This window comes from Algoriphagus limi (assembly GCF_024919275.1).
Lineage (GTDB): Bacteria > Bacteroidota > Bacteroidia > Cytophagales > Cyclobacteriaceae > Algoriphagus > Algoriphagus limi.
Window position 1 is genome coordinate 69,786 of sequence record NZ_JANWGH010000002.1, and the last position, 19,463, is coordinate 89,248.

Here is a 19,463-nt window from a genome sequence, read left to right on the forward strand (position 1 = left end):
TTTTAGTAGCTACTTTTTATCCATCGCCAAAGCGTTTTATAACTCGGCTTGGTTCCATGCATCAGGATTCCTATTCGATAGATTTTTGCCGCCAGCCAAGTCGTACCCAAGAATCCTAAAATCAACAATCCCATTGATAGTCCCAATTCCCAAAAAGGAACTCCATAACTGATTCTTCCCATCATGGCAATGGGCGAAGTAAACGGAATAATGGATAGCCAGAAAGACGTGGTGCTATTTGGGTCTTGTAGGACAAAGACAAATAATCCCATATAAGCTACAATCAAAGGAATAGTCACCGGAAGCATAAATTGCTGCGCATCGGATGGAGCCTCCACAGCCGAACCAATTCCTGCGAATAATGCACCATACAATAGGTAACCTCCCAAAAAGTAAAAAACAAAAGAAGCCACCAATGTCACAAAATCAATTCCGTTGATCACAGCCAAAATCTCACCCATTTCAGTATCAGGAACAGCTTGAGTCATTTCTCCCTGGGCTAATTCCATAGCCTGCTGCTGGGGCATCTGCATTCCCAAAATCCCCGTCACCAAAGTCGTCAAGGTACCAATCAACACGATCCAAATAAGAAGTTGGGTGAGACCAACTGCTGCAATTCCTACGATTTTCCCCATCATTAATTGAAATGGACGCAAGGAAGAAACCAAAATCTCTACAATACGGCTGGATTTTTCTTCGATTACACCTTGCATGATTTGATTGCCATAAATGAAGATGAACATATAGATCAGAATCCCGGCAATAAACCCAATGGCATAATTGACAGTCGCATCAGAAACCCGCTCTCCACCACCTTCATCCAAAGTGATTGCTTTTACATCTACAGAGGTTCGGATTTGAGATAAGATTTCTGGATCAATCCCCGATTCGAAAAGTCGTTGGTCTTCGATTTTCTTTTTGAGACTGCTTCTTAAATAGGAGATTAGATTCATGTTGGGATTTTCCTCCCCATAGTAAGTTATCCCTTCCGGTTTTTCCAGATTGATTTTCGGGATATACAAAAAGCCGTATCTATCCCCATTTTTCACCAGGTCCTTTGCCTCATCCACACTCCGGCTTGAAAAGGAAAAAGCATATTGTTCTGAGCTTTCGAGAAAAAACAGGTCATTTTCATCCACCACCTCAATAATCCGGAGCGCTTGATTCTCCTTTTCCTCTACGGCAATCCAAATGAAAATTGCCATGATAGCCGGGAAAATCAAAGGGGTTAAGAGTGTCGCAAGTAAAAAGGATTTTTTCTTGACCCGGGAAAGATATTCCCGCTGTATGACTAGCCAAATCTTATTCATGTTCGCCTGATTTTACTTGGTGGATAAAAATCTCTTCCATACTTGGGACTTGCTCCTGAAATCTTGACACCTGTCCATAAGTCATTAATTCAGCCAGCAACTCATTCGGAGTTTTTCCATCCAATGATTTTGAAAAGTGCCATTGACCTTCCTCTTCTACAGCCTTCCAACTAACCGGCAAAGGAGACTCGACTTTCTCCAAGGAAACATGAAAGATATCCGGCCGAAAAGAATTCTTAACCTCTCGAATACTGCCATCAAGAATTTTGCGAGACTTATTGATCATGGCCACCTGATCGCAAAGTAACTCAACTGATTCCATCCGGTGCGTACTCAAAATAACCGTGATCCCTTTTTGCTTAAGTTCCAGAATTTGGTCTTTTATAATTTCTGCATTGACCGGATCAAATCCTGAAAAAGGCTCATCCAAAATCAATAAGGCTGGTTCATGGAGAATGGTGGAAATAAACTGGACTTTCTGGGCCATTCCTTTGGAAAGATCTTCCACCTTTTTCTCCCTCCAGCTTCCCATATCCATTTTTTCCAGCCAATGATTAATTCGCTTTTTGGCTTCTGTCTGACTCAGTCCCTTTAGCCGTGCAAAATAAAGCATCTGATCCCAGACCTTCATTTTTTTATAAAGCCCTCTTTCTTCAGGTAAATATCCAATCTTGGAAATATGACTAGGTGAAAGCTTTCTCCCCTCAATTTGAATCGAACCGGAATCAGCATCGATAATTTGATTAATGATTCGGATCAAGGTTGATTTTCCCGCTCCGTTTGGTCCCAGCAATCCAAAAATCACTCCTTTTGGGACAAAAAGATCAACATCCGTCAGAGCCCTATTGGGCCCATAGGACTTATTTAATTTCTCAATTTCTAACATGTATTTTTTATTCGACTTTGAGCGAACCTACCCCTACGTCGATGGTCAAACTTAGAAGTTTGGGATCATCCGGCGCATATCCTTTGGTTACAAAAGTCTCCTTGTCCAGTGATTTCAAATAATTCGGCAAAGAAGTCCTACACATCGGGGTGGTCTTCATTTTGATTTTGATAGGATAATTATCAGAGGGTAATTTTAAATATAAAGATCCAGCCCCAACTGCCGCGATTACCTGGCAGGAAGAAGACATTCCATCGCTAAAATTCAAATCAATCTTCCCATAATTCACCTCAAAGATCATCTGATTAGCGTTGGAGAAGTTGGCATTTTGGATTTCCACAGTTCCCATATTCAAGGTGACCAAAAGTGTATCCATCTGGATTTGATTGGGTTCTGGGATTCCATAATGCACTAAAACGTCTGCGCTAGCACTATGGACTTTCAGCTGCCCAATGGGAAGTTGGGAAAGGTCAAAGTCTGCCATCCCGATACCTAAGTTAAAATTCAGATGATAAAGGTAATTCGAAGCCAAACCCACATCCCAAGAATGTCCAAAATCATCTTTAGAAGGAGAAAAAAGTTTGGTAGTAATGCTCCTTCCTAAATTATCAGACTCAATATTCTTATGAGAAAGGGAAGTATAAAGGGTTTGGTTTTCAACTTTATGGTCAAAAACCGGCAGAATATTTACCTCTTCCAAATGCCCATGGATATAGACTGGATCGGAATTTCTCATCCGTTTCAGGTGAGTGGTGCTTTTATAAGTGGAGAAATCCAGTTGGACAACTTCGAAGCCATCTCTCTCTGGAGCTCGGAATTCTTTGACCAATTGTGCCTGACTGACGCCTATCCCACTGAAAACACCCAGAAGAAGCAGACAGAATTTTTGCAGCATACGGATAGGTTACGACTTGGAATCTCAAAAGGTTTTTAAAAATATAAAAAAAGCCAGAATTGCATCTGGCTTGTGATTTTTAGAAGAACTCCTTCATTTTATCAAAAAAGGATTTTTCCGACTTCCCGGGATCCGGTTTGAAATTCGGAGAATCCCTTAAAGCTTCTAAAGCTTGTTTTTCTTCCTTGGTCAACTGAGTCGGTGTCCATACGTTTACCATAATCAACTGGTCCCCTCGGGAATAGCCATTAATATCTTTAATGCCTTTTCCTTTTAGGCGAAGCATTTTTCCACTTTGAGTTCCCGGATCAATTTTAATCTTCACCCGACCGTCAATGGTTGGAACTTCCACTGAAGCACCCAATGCAGCATCGACAAAAGAAACATATAAATCATAAATCACATTGTTTCCATCACGCTGCAAAGTCTTGTCTTCGATCTCTTCAATTACTATGAGCAGGTCTCCAGGAATTCCACCAGGAATTTCATTTCCTTTTCCTGACATGCTGAGCTGCATACCTTCGGCAACTCCTCCAGGAATATTGATTGTGATTACTTCTTCTTTAACGATCAATCCTCGAGAATCTGCTTCAGCTGGTTTTTTATCTACAATTTGACCACTACCTCCACAGACTGCACAGGTACTAGCAGATACCATCTGACCCAGCATGGTGTTTACAACCTTCTTCACCTGTCCGGTACCTTGACAGGTAGAACAAGTTTTGAAAGTCACACCCGGTGCGACGACATGGCGTTTTACTTTGATTTTCTTCTCAACACCATTGGAGATTTCCTGAAGGTTGAGTTTTAATTTTACCCGAAGATTAGTGCCCTTTTTGGTTCGTCGGCCTCCGCCTCCTCCGCCAAAGAAAGAACTAAAACCTCCCCCACCGAAAATATCTCCAAACTGAGCGAAGATATCTTCCATGTTCATACCACCTCCGCCGAAGCCACCGTTTCCTCCTAAGCCTTGATGGCCAAATTGGTCATAACGCTGACGCTTTTCCGGATTACTTAAAACTTCGTAAGCTTCAGCAGCTTCTTTAAATTTTTCTTCCGCTTCGGGGTTATCAGGGTTTTTATCAGGATGGTACTGAATAGCCAATTTCCGATAGGCCTTCTTTATTTCTTCGGCCGTAGCAGATTTACTGACACCTAGTACTTCGTAATAATCTTTCTTTGCCATATTAATTAAGCTCCAGTTACGACCTTAGCGTAGCGCACCACTTTGTCACCCAAGGTGTAGCCTTTTTCCACTACGTCGATCACTTTTCCTTTCATATCTTCACTTGGGGATGGAATTTGAGTAATTGCCTCCTGCATGTCAGCATCAAATGGCTTTCCAATTAAGTCATCCATTGCCTTTAGCCCCTTAGATTCCAAAATCTTAACCAGTTTATGGAAAATAAGCTGGTTTCCATCTCGAACCTTTTGAGCATCTCCCTCATTTTCGCTGGCTTTGAATGCCCGCTCAAAATCGTCCACTACCGGAAGCAAGTCTCTCAAAACTTCCTCAGAAGCAGTTTTGATCAAATCCAATCGCTCTTTTGCATTCCGCTTTCGGAAATTTTCGAAATCTGAATACAGACGCAGGTATTTATCTTTCATTTCTGCCAACTCGCCTTCCAATTTGGCGATTGGATCTACTTTTTCTTGTGCCACTTGCTCCTGATCAGATTCTTGTTCTTTGGAATTCTCTTGATTTTGCTCTTGTTGATCGAGCACCTCTTCATTTTCGCGTAATTCTTCTTTATTATTTTCCATAGATCTAGTTCAATAGCTGGTCCAGCCTCTAGTCACAATATTTTTGCCATCAGAATATTTCTGACAATCTGACACCTCAACTTGACTGAATGGCCTGCCAAATCATGTCCTTCAGCTTTTCAAGATTAAATTGTGTCACAGATGAAATAAAAACGTAAGGGATTCCTTCCGGTATTTCAGATTTCATTTCATTCATCAACTCCTCATCCAATAGGTCAGATTTGGAAATGGCTAGCAGTCGCTTTTTGTCCAGAAGCTCAGGATTGTATTTTTCTAATTCTCCCAACAAAATCTGGTACTCCTTAGAAATAAGCTCAGTATCTGCAGGAATCAGAAATAGTAAAATTGAGTTTCGCTCAATATGTCTAAGAAATCGTATCCCAAGCCCTTTACCTTCCGCGGCTCCTTCTATAATTCCCGGAATATCTGCCATTACAAAGGATCGGTCGTCTCGATAGCTTACAACTCCAAGGTTAGGAACAAGAGTAGTAAAAGGGTAATCTCCAATTTCTGGTTTGGCTGCCGAAAGAGCGGACAAAAGCGTGGATTTCCCAGCATTTGGGAAGCCTACCAAACCCACATCTGCCAAGAGCTTGAGCTCCAAAATGATCCATTCTTCAATCCCTGACTCACCAGGTTGGGCATAGTGAGGAGCTTGATTGGTTGATGTTTTAAAATGGTGATTACCAAGACCACCTCTACCACCTTTGGTCAAGACAACCTCTTGACCATCTTCCGTAATCTCGAAGCGCTTTTCACCGGTTTCTGCATCTTTGGCAACCGTTCCCAATGGGACATCAAGGATTACATCCTGCCCATTGGCTCCCGTCCTTCTACCACCTTCACCAGGTTTTCCCTGTTCCGCGATCACGTGTTTCTTGTATTTCAAGTGAAGGAGGGTCCACAATTGTGCATTCCCCCGAAGGATGATATGACCTCCCCGGCCACCATCTCCCCCATCAGGTCCACCTTTTGGCACATGCTTTTCTCTTCTAAAATGAAGGGAACCAGCACCACCTGCCCCTGATCGGGAACAAAATTTTACGTAATCGATGAAATTTGACTCTGCCATAGAAACAAAAAAGCTAAGCATTTGGCTTAGCTCATTTTGGTGCAAAAGTAAGGAAAATCAACTACTTAATAACTATCCACTACTTCACTGATGGCATCAAAGATTTCATCAATCTCTCCTACCCCATTGATTTTGGTGAACTTTCCCTGCTTTTCATAATAAGTCGCAACCGGCAAAGTTTCATCCAAGTAAACTTTAATTCGAGTTTGGATTTTTTGATCATCCTGGTCATCTACTCGACCGGATGTTTTTCCTCGCAGTTTGATTCGCTCTTTTAAGATATCCTCAGGAACATCCAAAGCGATCATCCCTGCTATTTCCATTTGATGGCTATCCAACATTTTATCCAAGGCCTCAGCTTGTGCAGTAGTTCTTGGAAATCCATCAAAAATAAATCCATGACTATTTTTGGTAGCTGCGATTTTATCTTCAACCATTCCGATAACAACTTCATCGGGAACCAACCTGCCTTCGTCCATGTATTTCTGGGCAAGTTTTCCAAGCTCCGTTCCTTCTCCTAAGTGCTTTCGGAAAAGGTCACCGGTGGATAGGTGTGTCAGCCCATATTTCTTAATCAACTTTTCGCTTTGAGTACCTTTGCCTGCACCCGGAGGGCCAAATAAGACGATATTACGCATCCGTATTTAGATTTATTGAGAATTCACTAATTGATATAGTTCAGGTAGATTACGACCTAGGTCATTGTAATCCAACCCATAACCGACGACAAATTTATTGGGAATTTCAAAACCGACATAATCAAGCGGGTATTTAAAGCGAAAAGCATCCGGTTTGTATAAAAATGTAGCAATCTTCACATCAGCCGGTTGATACTTTTTGATTTCCTTCAATAGGTAATCCATACTTATTCCAGTATCCACAATGTCCTCTACTATAACGACTGTTTTTCCCGACAAGTCATCATGAAATCCTGCAACCTGCTTGACCACTCCAGTTGTTTGAGTTCCCTCGTAAGAAGAAATTCTTAAAAAAGAGATTTCGAGAGGTAATTCAATTGCCCTGCAAAGGTCAGAAAGAAACATGTATGAGCCTTTCAAAATCCCGAGTAAAACCAGCTTTTTCCCTTGAAAATCCTGAGTGATTTGTGCACCTAATACCTTTACCCTTTCCTGAATTTTGGATTCAGAAATGAATGGTTCAAACTCTTTATCATGGATGAATTGATTCATTTTTACAGGTTTTTCATTAGGTATTGATGCATTTCAATCATTAAGTTCAGGTCAAGCAGCGAGACTTTTTCATCCGGGCTATGGACATTTTCTTCAGCTGCTCCCACAAAGCACCAATCGATGGCATAAGATGAAAATTGAACTTCACGTCCGTCACTCCCTCCATATGCCTCCACTTCCAATTGGAAGGGAATTTCGCTTTTTTGGGCCAAATCAAGGATTCGATTCAGAAATTTTTTTCTAGGAATGTATTTGTCCCGAAGAGAAATCACTACACCCTCATGTGGTCTCACTCCTTCAGTGGCCCAGGTAATATCAGCGATCAAAGCTTGTTGAATCGGATAATTTTCTTGAATGAACCTCAATAAAAAAGGCATACTACCCCCTCCATGCTCTTCATAGGTAGAAAATATCACCCAGCCATCTTCTAAAGTTTCACATACTTTCAAAGCTGTAAAAACGCCTAACCTATTATCTAAATAAGCAGCTTGAATAGATTCCTCGCCTAGACGAACATTTTGTTCGAATGAGAGATAAGTTCCTCGATCAATGGCTCGGGGAAAGTCATGAAATAGCTGATCGTCTTCGACTTTCAATCGACATCGAATATCTCCCAAACTATCTTTCCCCACCAAAAAAGCTCCATCTATATATTCTGGACCACCCACAGGAATTAATTGATTTTCATATCTTGTCATAAAACCAATGGTGTCTATATGGGCGAATAATGCCGTTGATGGCTTTCCAAATTTCAAAAGAATGCAATCGTGAAATTCCTCTCCCGAATATATAATTGGGCGAACCTTCCAGTGTTTTTGCCGTTTTTGGATGTATTCAAGTAGAAATTGAGAAAGTTCTCCTTCGTCTCCAGAGACGCTTTGTGAATTTAAAAGGTCAAACAAAATTTTCATTCTGGCATAAATTATGTTAGATTTTGGAAGATTATTTAAAAAATGCGGTGGAAAATTTTAATTGTACAATCGACAATTAAATAATTCATCTAGATTTGCAGTAAGTTAAAAGTTTATAAATTTGTACTCACATCAATCAAACACTTAAAATTTGGACAAAAATTTTTTGTTATGAAAAAACTAATACTCTCATCCCTGCTTGCCGGAGCTCTTGCTATCGGTACAAACGCACAAGACTTCGATAAGTGGTCTCTTGAAGTTGGAGGTGGTTTTAACAAGCCAATGGCTCCATTATCAGGAGGTTTCTTATCTCCTACACTAAATCTCGGCCACATTGAGTTTGGTGCTCGTTACATGTTCAATGAAAAATTCGGCGTTAAGTTGGATTATGGATTTGGTTCCATGCGAGAAGCTAGAGGTGGCGATTCTCAAAGCCCAGCTTTCGACACTAAATACAACAGATTAAATCTACAAGCTGTTGCTAACCTTGGTCGAATCATGAATTTTGAGTCATTCACTCGTTCTTTCGGCCTATTGCTACACGGTGGTGCTGGTATTGGTTTGGTGAACCCTGAAATGAATACCTTTAATGATTTCGATGACAATGTATACACCATCATGTTCGGTGTTACTCCACAATTGAAATTATCTAAAAACATTGCTCTTGTTGGTGACATTTCAACTATCCTAAACGGACGTCAGACTGTTACTTGGGATGGTTATGAATTTATCAACCCTTCTGTTGACAACGGATTCTATGGAGCTAATGGAACTTGGTGGACTGGTACTATCGGTCTTAACTTCTACCTAGGATCTAACGATGAGCATGCCGATTGGTACATCGCTGCTGACAAGTATGCTACTAAAGAAGAATTAGCATCTCAGATCAATGGCATCAAAGATATGCTTAAGGATTCCGACGGAGACGGTGTTCCTGATTACCTAGATAAAGAACCTAACACTCCTGCTGGAGCTCGAGTTAACTCCGCTGGTACTACTTTAGATTCTGACGGTGATGGAACTCCTGATCACATGGATAACTGTCCATTCCAGCCAGGACCAGCTTCTACAAACGGATGCCCAGTTGTTGAAGAAAGAGAAGAAGTTGATTACTTGAAGAAAGCTATCAACGATGGCTATGTAAACGTTTACTATGCATTCGATAGCGACAAACCACTTGGTTATTCAGTGAGCGCTGCAAATTATGTAGCAAACTTCTTGAAGAGAAATCCAGGTGTTAGCGTAGAAATCAAAGGATATGCTGACGAATTAGGCCCTGAAGATTACAACATGAAGTTATCTGAAAGAAGAGCGAAAGCAGTTTATGACCTAATGGTTGCAGCTGGTGTAGATGCTTCCAGACTTTCTTACAAAGGCTATGGAGAAGATACTAGCGTAGACAAATCTTCTGCTGATGCAAGACAAATGGCTAGAAGAGCTTCATTCGAAGTGAAATAAAAATCAATTAAGATAAATTAAATCCCGTTCTAACCGAACGGGATTTTTTTTTGCTTGATGATAGGATAAAATAAAATCAATACTTTTGAATCATCATCCTTTCAATCAAGTACTCTTATTATGAAAAAATTATTGCTAACTGCTTTTTTGTCAATAGGTATAGCCCAATTTATCTATGCTCAAAAGGAATTCAACCAATGGTCAATAGAAGCGAGTGCCGGCTTCAATAAATCAATGGGGCCTTTATCTCCTGGTTACTTATCTCCGACATTAAATATTGGTCATTTAGATTTTGGAGCCAGATATATGATGAATGAATACTTTGGCTTAAAAGGAGATTTTGGTTTTGGCAACTTTAAAGAAGTAAAAGGAGTGAGCCCAGAATTCACTACTAATTACATTAGAGGAAATGCGCAAATGGTTTTGAATGCTGGACGCATGCTAAATTTTGAAAATATCTCCAGAAGATTGGGGATGTTGGCTCATTTCGGTGTTGGGTTTGGAAGATTGAGTTATGAAGAAACTATATACAACCAAGAATCCGATTATGTTTACAATATAATTTCTGGGGTTACAACACAATACAAACTTTCCAATCGTTTGGCTTTAACTGGAGATATTTCTTATATCCATAATGGTAGACAAACGTACACTTTCGATGGGAATAGCTATAATGCGCCAGTTCAACCAAACCCTCCAACTAATCCATTTATTCATGCACCTGGTGGATGGTGGACCGGAACTATCGGGTTAAACTTTTACTTGGGTTCCCAAGAAGAGCATGCTGATTGGCACATTGCAGCTGATAAATATGCCACAAAAGAAGAGCTAGCGTCTCAAATCGGAGAAATTAAGGACATGCTAAAAGATTCCGATGGAGATGGAATTCCTGACTATCTGGATAAAGAACCAAATACTCCAGCGGGTGCTAGAGTGAATTCATCAGGTGTAACCCTTGACTCCGATGGGGACGGCATGTCAGATCATGAAGACAATTGTCCTTTCTTACCAGGGCCAAGCTCCAATGGAGGTTGTCCAATTGAAGAAATCGCTGAGCCTATTGAATACATTAGAAAGGCAATTGATGAGCAATATCTGAATGTTTACTTCGCATTCGATTCATCAAAACCCCTTCAATATTCAGTTTCTTCCGTTCAATTTGTTTCTAATTTCTTGAAAAAAAATCCAGGAACTTCGCTAGAAGTTAAAGGATATGCAGATGAACTGGGGTCAGAAGACTACAACATCAAACTTTCTGAAAAAAGAGCTAAAGCGGTTTACGATTTACTCATCGCTTCAGGAATTGATTCTAGCAGACTTAGTTTTAAAGGTTATGGAGAAGACACAAGTGTAGATAAAGAATCCCAAGATGCTAGACAATTTGCCAGAAGAGTTTCCTTTGAGGTGAAATAATTCTTTGATACTATGATTTTGGAAAAACCCAGCTTATCTGAAGCTGGGTTTTTTCTATTAAATTCGTCTTATGTTTGTTTTAGCCAACACACCATCTATTGCCAATCAGTTTTTGGCAGAACTTAGGGATGTCTCAATTCAAAAAGATCAAATGCGGTTCAGAACCAATCTTCAACGATTGGGAAAAATACTTGCCTATGAGATCTCGAAAAACCTTTCCTATAAAATTCAAGAAATTGAGACTCCCTTAATGAAGACAAATGTGCTTCAACTGGATGAAAAATTGGTATTAATTGCAGTAATGAGGGCGTCACTTCCATTCTATCAAGGCTTTTTGGATTTTTTTGATTCTGCTGAAAATGGATTTATTGGTGCATTTCGAGCTGAAGAATCCAAAGACTCTATTGAAGTCCATTTAGGCTATTGTGCTAGTCCTTCTTTGGAAGGAAAGACGCTAATTTTGGCTGACCCCATGCTTGCAACTGGTAAATCTTTCATTACCTCTATTGAAAATCTTTTGAAAAACGGAACCCCGAAAAAGATTCACATTGCTTGTGCGGTAGCCGCTCCTGAAGGGATCGATTATATAAAATCTAACCTTACAATCCCTCACCAGTTTTGGATAGGAGCATTGGATCATGGATTAAATGAGCATTCCTATATTTTACCGGGGTTAGGCGATGCAGGAGATCTGGCTTTTGGCCCTAAACTATAAAAAATCATGTCTGAGTATTTTCTCTTAGCTGTTGGTTTGGGCGTACTATTGCTCGGCGGAAAATTCCTTGTAGACGGAGCTTCGGGGATTGCTGTCAAACTTGGAATGAGTGCTGGCTTAATTGGTTTGACCATTGTAGCTTTTGGTACCTCTGCCCCAGAACTCCTGGTAAGTGTGAATGCTGCTCTCAAAGGAAACAGTGAGATTTCCATTGGAAATGTTGTAGGTTCAAATATTGCCAATATAGGTCTAGTTCTAGGATTAAGTGGGCTTTTTTATCCTACAAAAATCAACAGAAGGCACATACGTTTTGAATACCTCATTACACTTTTGGTCACAGGTCTCTTTTTTATTTTAAGCTTGAACGGAAGTGTAGAGCGATGGGAAGGAATCCTTTTGTTTGTCCTTTTTATAGTCTTCAATTTTTATCTTTTCTGGTTGGAAAAAAAAGGAGCCGCAAAGCAATTCAAAGAAGTAGAAGAAGAAATCGAACAGGTAAAAAAGCTCTCTTGGTGGATGGCGCTAGGACTATTCTTTGGAGGAATCGTAGGCTTGTATTTTGGTTCAGAACTCTTGGTTGAAAATGCGGTACTGATCTCCAGAAATTACGGGGTTTCAGAACGGATTATTGGAGTAACCATCATTGCTATTGGAACAAGTCTCCCGGAATTAATCACATCTGTAATGGCTGCAATAGCCAAAGAAACTGATATGGCTCTCGGAAATATTCTTGGAAGTAATATCATGAACATCCTTTCTATCATAGGATTGACTGCCATTATCGAACCAATAGGAGTTGCTGAGGCGTTCCTCAAGGTGGATTTTTGGTGGATGCTTGGGATTACGGTTCTGCTCTTTCCTTTGATGAGAACCAAAATGCAAATTTCGAAATTTGAAGGTTCAATTTTACTCATAGCCTACGCTGCATACATGTTCTTCCTACTATGAATGAATCATTGATCAGTTTAATCGGGATTTATTTTTTAGGCTATTTCAAATTTATTGCTGGACCTATTCTGGTTCCTGCAGCAGGGTTTGGAGTAGGAACAACCATTTTTATAACTGTATCCAGCATGATGTCAAGCGTTTTTATTTTCACCTTGATCGGTAAAAAATTCAAGAAAAAACTCCTGCTTAGATTTCGGAAGAAAAAACCCGTATTTACTTCCCGAAATAGAAAAATTGTGACTGTTTGGAAAAAGTATGGTGAAATTGGAATTGCTTTCCTCACTCCTTTGATTTTGACGCCTATTGGAGGAACATTGATATTAGTTTCATTTGGTAGCAAAAAACGTAGAATCTACTTCCACATGTTCTGGAGCGCTCTTTTTTGGGCAACAATTTTTAGCTTTTCGATTGACAAACTCCTTCAAATTCCGATTTTAAACAGTCTATTAGGGTAATTCCTCATCAGGTAGAATTTCAATATCTTGGATTAAAACCCGCTTAGATATTTCCTGGCCAGTCAAAGTTGCTGCCAAGCCTCCCAGAGCCGTCTCTTTATATCGGCTTTCCATAGAAGCTCCAATTTCTCCCATTGCCTCCACACACTCATCCACTGGAATCACTGCACTCACGCTGGCTAAGGCTATTTGTGCAGAGCTAAACGCAATACTTGCAGCACTTGCGTTTCTAACAACACAAGGAACTTCCACTAAGCCCGCAACCGGATCACAGACCAAACCCAACATACATTGAATAGTAATCGCAACTGCATTAAATACCTGGTCAATGGTTCCACCCAAACAAAAAACAATTGCTCCTGCCGCCATTGCAGCAGCAGAGCCCGTTTCAGCCTGACAGCCTCCAACTGCACCTGCCAAACTTGCTTTTTGCTCAATAATCAAAGCAATCCCAGCTCCAACCAACAAACCTTTGATAATCTGATCATCTGATAGGGCATGAATTTCCTGAAGTGTTACCATAGTTCCTGGAAGGATTCCAGAAGCACCTGCAGTAGGTGCTGCCACTACTCTTCCCATGCATGAATTTACCTCTTTCGCCGCCAAAGCTCTTGAAATCAGCTTTTGAAATTCAGGAGACAAAACAGTAAGCGGATGATTGAAAACTTTTTTTGCACCATTATCAATCATTCCAGATCGAGACTTCATATCCTTTTCAAGTCCAGTATGGACAGCATCCTTCATGACTTGATATGCATGCAAAAGGCCTTCTTGGATTTTTTCTGGAGTAGCTCCTTTTTGCTCACATTCATATGCAACGACGGATTCATCTAGACTCTCTCCGTGAGATTCACAATAGGACTTCCAATCCTTGAAACTGGTAAATAAAAAACACATGGCTATTTGGGTTTATAAATTCAAGCTAATCTTATCCGAAAATTCAATTAGCCGTACTTTTTATCACGAGTCTAAACTCTTACTTTTAAATTTCAGTTAAATACTTTAACCAAAAATAGGTTAATATTTCCTCATATGAAGTTTCTAAAATCATTATTGCTCTTAGGGATCGCTGGCGCCTTAATTTTACAGGAAGCTCATGCCCAGCGTGAAGATGCTGGAAACTACGACTATGACAAAGAATTTGTTTTTGGCTTAAATAAAAATACCAACGGAGGACTTATTGGAGGCTTCTCATTTAAGCTTGGGACAAGGATAACAGATGATCAGTTTAGTTTCTTTGCTCTTGAACTTTCAAATGTCAAAAATCCAAAAGAAGTCAGATATAATACCGTTTTAGGCAATAGCTACATTTTTGGAAAATCGAATTACCTCTATTCCATCCGCCCACAATATGGTCGTGAAGTGATTTTATTCAAAAAGGCACCAAACCAAGGAGTCCAAGTTTCTGCCTTAGCGGCTGTAGGGCCAAGTATTGGATTAATCGCACCCTATTATATAGAATATGCCATCAATCGATTGGAGACTGTACGAGAGCAATATGATCACGAAATCCATCAAAGTCGATTCAATATTTTAGGAACCGGTCGTTTGTTTGAAGGACTGGGACAATCCCAGTTGGCAATAGGAGCAAATGCTAAAGCTGCGGTCAACCTAGAATTTGGTGTATTTCGAAGCAACGTGACCGGCTTGGAACTTGGATACATGATTGAGGGTTTCAACAAAGAAATTCCACTGATCCCTACAACGGAAAATAGACAGGTTTTTCAATCCGTTTATTTTACTTTCTACTATGGGTTCAGAAAATAGAGAACTGGTTTTTCCCAGAATATCACCTAATTTTGACCTGAAAAATCTACAGATATGATAGAATTACCCGTAATATCCGAAGAAGCAACTCGAAGAAAAAAGCCAGATTGGTTGAGAGTGAAACTTCCTGTGGGTAAAGAATACGCCAAAGTCCGCAAATTGGTGGACCAGCATAAACTCCACACCATCTGCGAAAGCGGAAATTGTCCCAATATGGGTGAGTGTTGGGGAGCTGGCACAGCTACTTTTATGATTTTGGGAAATGTTTGTACTCGTTCTTGTTCGTTTTGTGCGGTGGCTACAGGAAGACCACCTGAGTATGATGAAGATGAGCCAAGAAGAGTGGCAGAAGCAATCAAACTCATGGGTGTAAAACATGCGGTAATCACCTCCGTAAACCGTGACGAATTGAAGGATAGAGGCGCGGAAATTTGGTATCAAACTGTAGTAAAGACTAAAGAACTTTCTCCAGAGACAACTATAGAAACGCTAATCCCTGATGTAAAAGCAAATTGGGATGCACTGTATAGAATGATCAGCGGTGGACAAGAAGTGGTTTCTCATAATATGGAAACAGTAGAAAGCCTTTATCGACGAGTTCGACCGCAAGCCAAATATGCCCGCTCACTTGAGCAAATCAAGCTTACAAAGGAATATGGTAAGCGAACCAAAACCGGAATCATGCTGGGACTTGGAGAAACGAAAGAGGAGGTCTACAAGGCAATGGATGACTTGGTAGCACACGGATGTGACATCTTGACTTTGGGGCAGTATTTACAGCCTACCAAAATGCACATTGAAGTGGCGGAATTTATTCATCCAGACCTATTTGAGCATTATCGAGAAGAAGGGTTAAAACGAGGATTAAAATATGTAGAGTCTGGACCATTAGTTCGCTCTTCATACCACGCCGAACGTCACGTAAACGTATAAATGAGAAAGCCATCTATCCAGATGGCTTTCTCATTTATTTTCATTTCTTTCTTGATTTGAAAACCTTTAATCCAAGTCAGCAATCTCCTATTCTTAAAATGAAAAAAGCTACTAATCAGTAGCTTTCAGAGTCGTTCGGGAATTTCCGATCTTTTACGTCTTTTATATAATTTTGAAACGCCTCGGTCATGATAGACTGCAAATCAGCGTATTGACGTAAAAATCTAGGCTTAAATTCTTGAGTAATTCCAAGCATATCATGCATCACCAAAACCTGACCATCTACATCAGGCCCTGCACCAATTCCAATCACGGGAATACGTACACTTTCAGCAACTTTTTTGGCTAAAGAAGCAGGGATTTTTTCAAGAACAATCGCAAAGCAGCCGCATTCCTCGAGCAACTTAGCGTCTTCCAATAATTTTTGAGCTTCAGCCTCCTCCTTTGCACGGACGGTGTATGTTCCAAATTTATAGATGGACTGTGGAGTCAATCCCAAATGTCCCATCACCGGCACACCAGCACTCAAAATTCGACTGACTGACTCTTTAATTTCGGAGCCTCCTTCTACTTTCACTGCATGAGCTCCTGATTCCTTCATAATCCGAATAGCTGATCGTAATGCTTCAGAGCTATTGCCTTGATAATGTCCAAATGGAATATCCACCACAATAAATGCCCGACGAACAGCCCGAACCACAGATGAAGCATGATAGATCATCTGATCCAAAGTAATAGGTAAAGTGGTTTCGTGACCAGCCATTACATTGGAGGCTGAATCCCCTACTAACACTATATCAATCCCTGCCCGGTCCACAATAGTTGACATAGAATAATCATAGGCCGTCAACATGGATATTTTTTCACCCCTATCTTTCATTTCCTGAAGGATATGGGTAGTCACCCGTTTAATTGATGAGGTTGCGTGAACAGACATATTTTTTAGAGAAGGTGTACTGAAAATTGCGGACCGGAAAGATCTACGCGAATATGTTCATTGAGTGTGGTAGCGAGTTCATAACCGGTATAATCAGGTCTCAGGGGAAAAAGCCCATGTTCCCGATTTACTAATACTGCCAATTCCATTTTACTGATATCCTCTTCCAGAAATGGCTTCATGGCATACGCCACAGTTCTACCGGTATTGAGTACATCATCGACCAAAATCAAGGTCTTACCAGTTAATTCCAGTTCTTTTGAAAGTGTGATTTTGGACTGGGAGACATTGGATTTGTCAAGTTGTACTTCCAACTCCTCTACAGAAAGATCCGAAATCGCTTTTAGCTCTTTTGAAAGAAGCTCCGATAGGATCAAACCCATACCTGAAATTCCAGCAAACACAACTCCTGAAGTATGGAGGTTTCGCTCATAAATCTCATAAGCCATTCGGGTGACTTTCTGCCGGATCTGTTTGTCATTGAGAACTTCGCTCATGGGTAATTATTAAGTTTGAAAATTAGGCCTATTTGATTTGCTATCAAAATCCTTAACTATCGATGGGTATCTTCTTCGTTTAAAATATTCAAATAACTGTTGTAACGACTTGGATGAATTAAACCTTCTTCCAGTTTTTGTAAAACCACACATCCTGGTTCATTTACATGGCGACAATTATGGAATTTACATTGCCCCAGATAAGCTCGCATTTCTGGAATGTAATGTGAAAGCTCATTCTCCTCAATATCCAAAATCCCAAACTCCTTAATTCCAGGTGTGTCAATGATATCACCACCTTCCGGCAATTCAAAAAGTTCGGCAAAAGTTGTTGTATGCACACCTTTACTGCTAAACTTTGAAACTTGTTTGGTAGGTTGGGCTGCTTGAGGCACCAACTTATTTAGTAAAGTAGATTTCCCAACACCAGAATGACCTGACACCAGGGTGGATTTACCTTTCAGTAAATCCCGAAACTTTTGAGACAAATCACTATCCTGCTCTGCAGAAATTTCAATCACCGGATACCCTAGAGGCTCATAGATATCATGTAACTCCTTCAGCCATTTCTTCCCTTTCTCAGTATCTCCATAAAGGTCCATTTTGTTGACCACCAATAACGCCGGAATTCGGAAACTCTCGGTACTGACCAAAAAGCGATCAATAAAACCCAAAGAGGTTCTAGGCTGCTCCATGGTTACTAGAAGCATAGCTTGATCTAAATTACTGGCAATGATATGTGAAAAATGCTGCTTTCGGGTGGACTTTCGAATGACGTAATTTTCCCTGGGAAGAATAGAGCTAATCACCGCCGTCGACTGCCCTTCCTCCTCATCCATTTCTACCCAGTCTCCAACTGCAATCGGGTTTGTTAATTTCAAATCGTCTTGCTTGAATTTCCCTTTCAGCCTGGCCTGAATATATTTTTCATCAACCTTGACGGTATACCAACTTCCAGTAGATTTTATGACCCTGCCTTTCATTTCACTGCAATTTACGGGTTAATTCATAGATTTTTTCGGCCGCACCCAGATTGGATTGAACCCAATCCCGAGCTGCTTTTTGGGAATGGGAATGAAAATCTAAAGAAGATAATCGTTCAAAAACACCTGCCAATTCCTTTTGATCCTTCACTTCAAAACCACAACCTTTTTCTATCGCTTCCAAGGCTTCAGGGAATTTCCCGGCTTTTTTTACTTTCCCAAATACTACAGGAACCCCAAATCCAATGGGCTCTAAAATATTATGAAGACCTGAACCAAAAGCCCCTCCTACATAAGCTATGTAAGCAAATTGGTAGAGAGAGGAAAGCATCCCAATCGTGTTGATAAATAAAACTGAAGAAGACTTTGTTGAGTCCCAACTGGTATAGAATTGAGAAGGAAGGTTGATTTTTGCTTTCCATTTTTCCAAAGGTTCTGGATTCATACTATGAGGAGCAATCAGCCAACAATAATCAGGGAGAGAATTGATAAGTGGAATAAGAATCTCCATGTCTTCTTCCCAAACAGACCCAAGTACAATTGTTTTTTTGTTTCCTATCCAAGATTTTATCCTAGGGAAATCTTGAGGAGAATTTGCTATAGCAGCTACTCGATCAAATCTGGTGTCCCCAACTCTTGTGAAGTCCGTAAACCCAATTTTGTAAAGCAATTCACCGCTTTTCTCATTTTGTGTGAATATGTGATCGAAAAAGAATAAAGGCTTCCGGAAAAACCCCTTCCTTTTGAAATACACTTGATCCTCCCTAAAACTGGCAGAAATCAAGTAAAGAGGGATTTTACGATGGGAAATCTCATTTAAGAATTGATACCAAAGATCATACTTGACAAAAAAAACAAGGTTTGGACGAACAATATCCAGAAACTTTCGGACATGACTAACTCTATCTAATGGCAAATAAACCACTCCATCTAAATCCTGATCTTTTCGCTTAACAACTGGGTCGTATCCTGAAGGCGAAAAAAAAGTAACCAAAATATTGGTCTCGGGTTGTTTTCGCTTCCATAAATGGATCAAAGGTTTTGCCTGCTCAAACTCCCCTAAGGAAGCGACATGAATCCAAACCAATTCCCCTTCATGAGATTCCCTAAATTTTTGGAGATTTGTATACAAACCCTTTCTCCCTTTGACAAAAGAAGCCAGCCTTGGTGAAAAAAAAGCCGCAAGTGGCAGAAGCCCATCAAGTATCCAGAGCACCAATCGGTAAATCCAAACCATGGCTAAAATTAGCTTTTATCAAGGGAACAACGACCCTACTTATGTATTAAAAAGTTAAAGCTCAGATTTTTTTCAAAAAATGAGCGTACAAT

Annotated in this window: 21 protein-coding genes; 7 read left to right on the forward strand and 14 right to left on the reverse strand. The window is 40.3% G+C overall.

The window, feature by feature from the left end; genetic code table 11:
• Nucleotides 1-2: 2 nt before the first annotated feature.
• From NY014_RS08650 to NY014_RS08690, 9 genes are all read right to left on the reverse strand, one after another.
• Nucleotides 3-1,310, reverse strand: coding sequence for an ABC transporter permease (locus NY014_RS08650; RefSeq protein ID WP_259414201.1), 1,308 nt, complete (start codon nt 1,308-1,310; stop codon nt 3-5).
• Nucleotides 1,303-2,196 carry an ABC transporter ATP-binding protein gene (locus NY014_RS08655; protein WP_259414202.1) on the reverse strand — a complete coding sequence of 298 codons (894 nt, stop codon included), beginning with the start codon at nt 2,194-2,196 and terminating at the stop codon, nt 1,303-1,305. The genes NY014_RS08650 and NY014_RS08655 overlap by 8 nt, the downstream gene beginning before the upstream one ends.
• A gap of 7 nt (nt 2,197-2,203) precedes the next feature.
• Nucleotides 2,204-3,091 carry a hypothetical protein gene (locus NY014_RS08660; RefSeq protein WP_259414203.1) on the reverse strand — a complete coding sequence of 296 codons (888 nt, stop codon included), beginning with the start codon at nt 3,089-3,091 and terminating at the stop codon, nt 2,204-2,206.
• Between the two features lie 79 nt (nt 3,092-3,170).
• Nucleotides 3,171-4,277 carry a molecular chaperone DnaJ gene (gene dnaJ, locus NY014_RS08665; protein ID WP_259414204.1) on the reverse strand — a complete coding sequence of 369 codons (1,107 nt, stop codon included), beginning with the start codon at nt 4,275-4,277 and terminating at the stop codon, nt 3,171-3,173.
• A 5-nt stretch (nt 4,278-4,282) separates the two neighbouring features.
• Nucleotides 4,283-4,855 (reverse strand): nucleotide exchange factor GrpE, encoded by a 573-nt coding sequence (locus NY014_RS08670; protein ID WP_259414205.1) that lies wholly within the window; start codon nt 4,853-4,855, stop codon nt 4,283-4,285.
• 76 nt (nt 4,856-4,931) lie between these two features.
• Nucleotides 4,932-5,927, reverse strand: coding sequence for a GTPase ObgE (gene obgE / locus NY014_RS08675; RefSeq protein WP_259414869.1), 996 nt, complete (start codon nt 5,925-5,927; stop codon nt 4,932-4,934).
• 65 nt (nt 5,928-5,992) lie between these two features.
• Nucleotides 5,993-6,565, reverse strand: coding sequence for an adenylate kinase (locus NY014_RS08680; protein WP_259414206.1), 573 nt, complete (start codon nt 6,563-6,565; stop codon nt 5,993-5,995).
• A 12-nt stretch (nt 6,566-6,577) separates the two neighbouring features.
• Nucleotides 6,578-7,117 (reverse strand): hypoxanthine phosphoribosyltransferase, encoded by a 540-nt coding sequence (gene hpt / locus NY014_RS08685; protein ID WP_259414207.1) that lies wholly within the window; start codon nt 7,115-7,117, stop codon nt 6,578-6,580.
• Between the two features lie 2 nt (nt 7,118-7,119).
• Nucleotides 7,120-8,028, reverse strand: coding sequence for a zinc-binding metallopeptidase family protein (locus NY014_RS08690; protein ID WP_259414208.1), 909 nt, complete (start codon nt 8,026-8,028; stop codon nt 7,120-7,122).
• Nucleotides 8,029-8,199: 171 nt separating this feature from the next.
• Between NY014_RS08690 and NY014_RS08695 the strand changes: the two genes are divergently transcribed.
• The 5 genes from NY014_RS08695 to NY014_RS08715 all read left to right on the forward strand — a co-directional run bounded on the left by NY014_RS08695 (nt 8,200) and on the right by NY014_RS08715 (nt 13,017).
• Complete coding sequence (locus tag NY014_RS08695; protein WP_259414209.1) at nt 8,200-9,486, forward strand: OmpA family protein; 1,287 nt, start codon at nt 8,200-8,202, stop codon at nt 9,484-9,486.
• Between the two features lie 120 nt (nt 9,487-9,606).
• Nucleotides 9,607-10,899, forward strand: a complete 1,293-nt coding sequence (locus tag NY014_RS08700; protein WP_259414210.1) for an OmpA family protein — start codon at nt 9,607-9,609, stop codon at nt 10,897-10,899.
• Between the two features lie 70 nt (nt 10,900-10,969).
• The gene (gene upp, locus NY014_RS08705; RefSeq protein WP_259414211.1) at nt 10,970-11,614 is read left to right on the forward strand and encodes a uracil phosphoribosyltransferase; all 645 of its coding nucleotides are present in this window, start codon (nt 10,970-10,972) and stop codon (nt 11,612-11,614) included.
• 6 nt (nt 11,615-11,620) lie between these two features.
• Entirely contained in the window at nt 11,621-12,562 is a 942-nt protein-coding gene (locus NY014_RS08710; protein WP_259414212.1) for a calcium/sodium antiporter, read from the forward strand.
• Nucleotides 12,559-13,017 (forward strand): hypothetical protein, encoded by a 459-nt coding sequence (locus NY014_RS08715; RefSeq protein WP_259414213.1) that lies wholly within the window; start codon nt 12,559-12,561, stop codon nt 13,015-13,017. The genes NY014_RS08710 and NY014_RS08715 overlap by 4 nt, the downstream gene beginning before the upstream one ends.
• On the opposite strand, the gene sdaAA is transcribed toward NY014_RS08715, so the two are convergent.
• Nucleotides 13,009-13,914: an L-serine ammonia-lyase, iron-sulfur-dependent, subunit alpha gene (sdaAA, locus tag NY014_RS08720; RefSeq protein WP_259414214.1), complete on the reverse strand. Its 906-nt coding sequence runs from the start codon at nt 13,912-13,914 to the stop codon at nt 13,009-13,011. The genes NY014_RS08715 and sdaAA overlap by 9 nt on opposite strands.
• A gap of 135 nt (nt 13,915-14,049) precedes the next feature.
• Between sdaAA and NY014_RS08725 the strand changes: the two genes are divergently transcribed.
• Nucleotides 14,050-14,784, forward strand: coding sequence for a hypothetical protein (locus NY014_RS08725; RefSeq protein ID WP_259414215.1), 735 nt, complete (start codon nt 14,050-14,052; stop codon nt 14,782-14,784).
• 54 nt (nt 14,785-14,838) lie between these two features.
• On the forward strand, nt 14,839-15,717 hold the full coding sequence (gene lipA / locus NY014_RS08730; protein WP_259414216.1) for a lipoyl synthase: 879 nt from the start codon (nt 14,839-14,841) through the stop codon (nt 15,715-15,717).
• A 115-nt stretch (nt 15,718-15,832) separates the two neighbouring features.
• Here the strand turns inward: lipA and panB are convergent, their stop codons facing one another.
• The 4 genes from panB to NY014_RS08750 are packed head-to-tail and all read right to left on the reverse strand — an operon-like array spanning nt 15,833 to nt 19,371.
• A complete protein-coding gene (gene panB / locus NY014_RS08735; RefSeq protein WP_259414217.1) occupies nt 15,833-16,654 on the reverse strand; it encodes a 3-methyl-2-oxobutanoate hydroxymethyltransferase in 822 nt (273 codons plus the stop codon).
• A 5-nt stretch (nt 16,655-16,659) separates the two neighbouring features.
• Nucleotides 16,660-17,151, reverse strand: coding sequence for a phosphoribosyltransferase family protein (locus NY014_RS08740; protein WP_259414218.1), 492 nt, complete (start codon nt 17,149-17,151; stop codon nt 16,660-16,662).
• A gap of 56 nt (nt 17,152-17,207) precedes the next feature.
• A complete protein-coding gene (rsgA, locus tag NY014_RS08745) occupies nt 17,208-18,134 on the reverse strand; it encodes a ribosome small subunit-dependent GTPase A (RefSeq protein WP_259414219.1) in 927 nt (308 codons plus the stop codon).
• 1 nt (nt 18,135) lies between these two features.
• The gene (locus NY014_RS08750) at nt 18,136-19,371 is read right to left on the reverse strand and encodes a 3-deoxy-D-manno-octulosonic acid transferase (RefSeq protein ID WP_259414220.1); all 1,236 of its coding nucleotides are present in this window, start codon (nt 19,369-19,371) and stop codon (nt 18,136-18,138) included.
• Nucleotides 19,372-19,463: the final 92 nt, after the last annotated feature.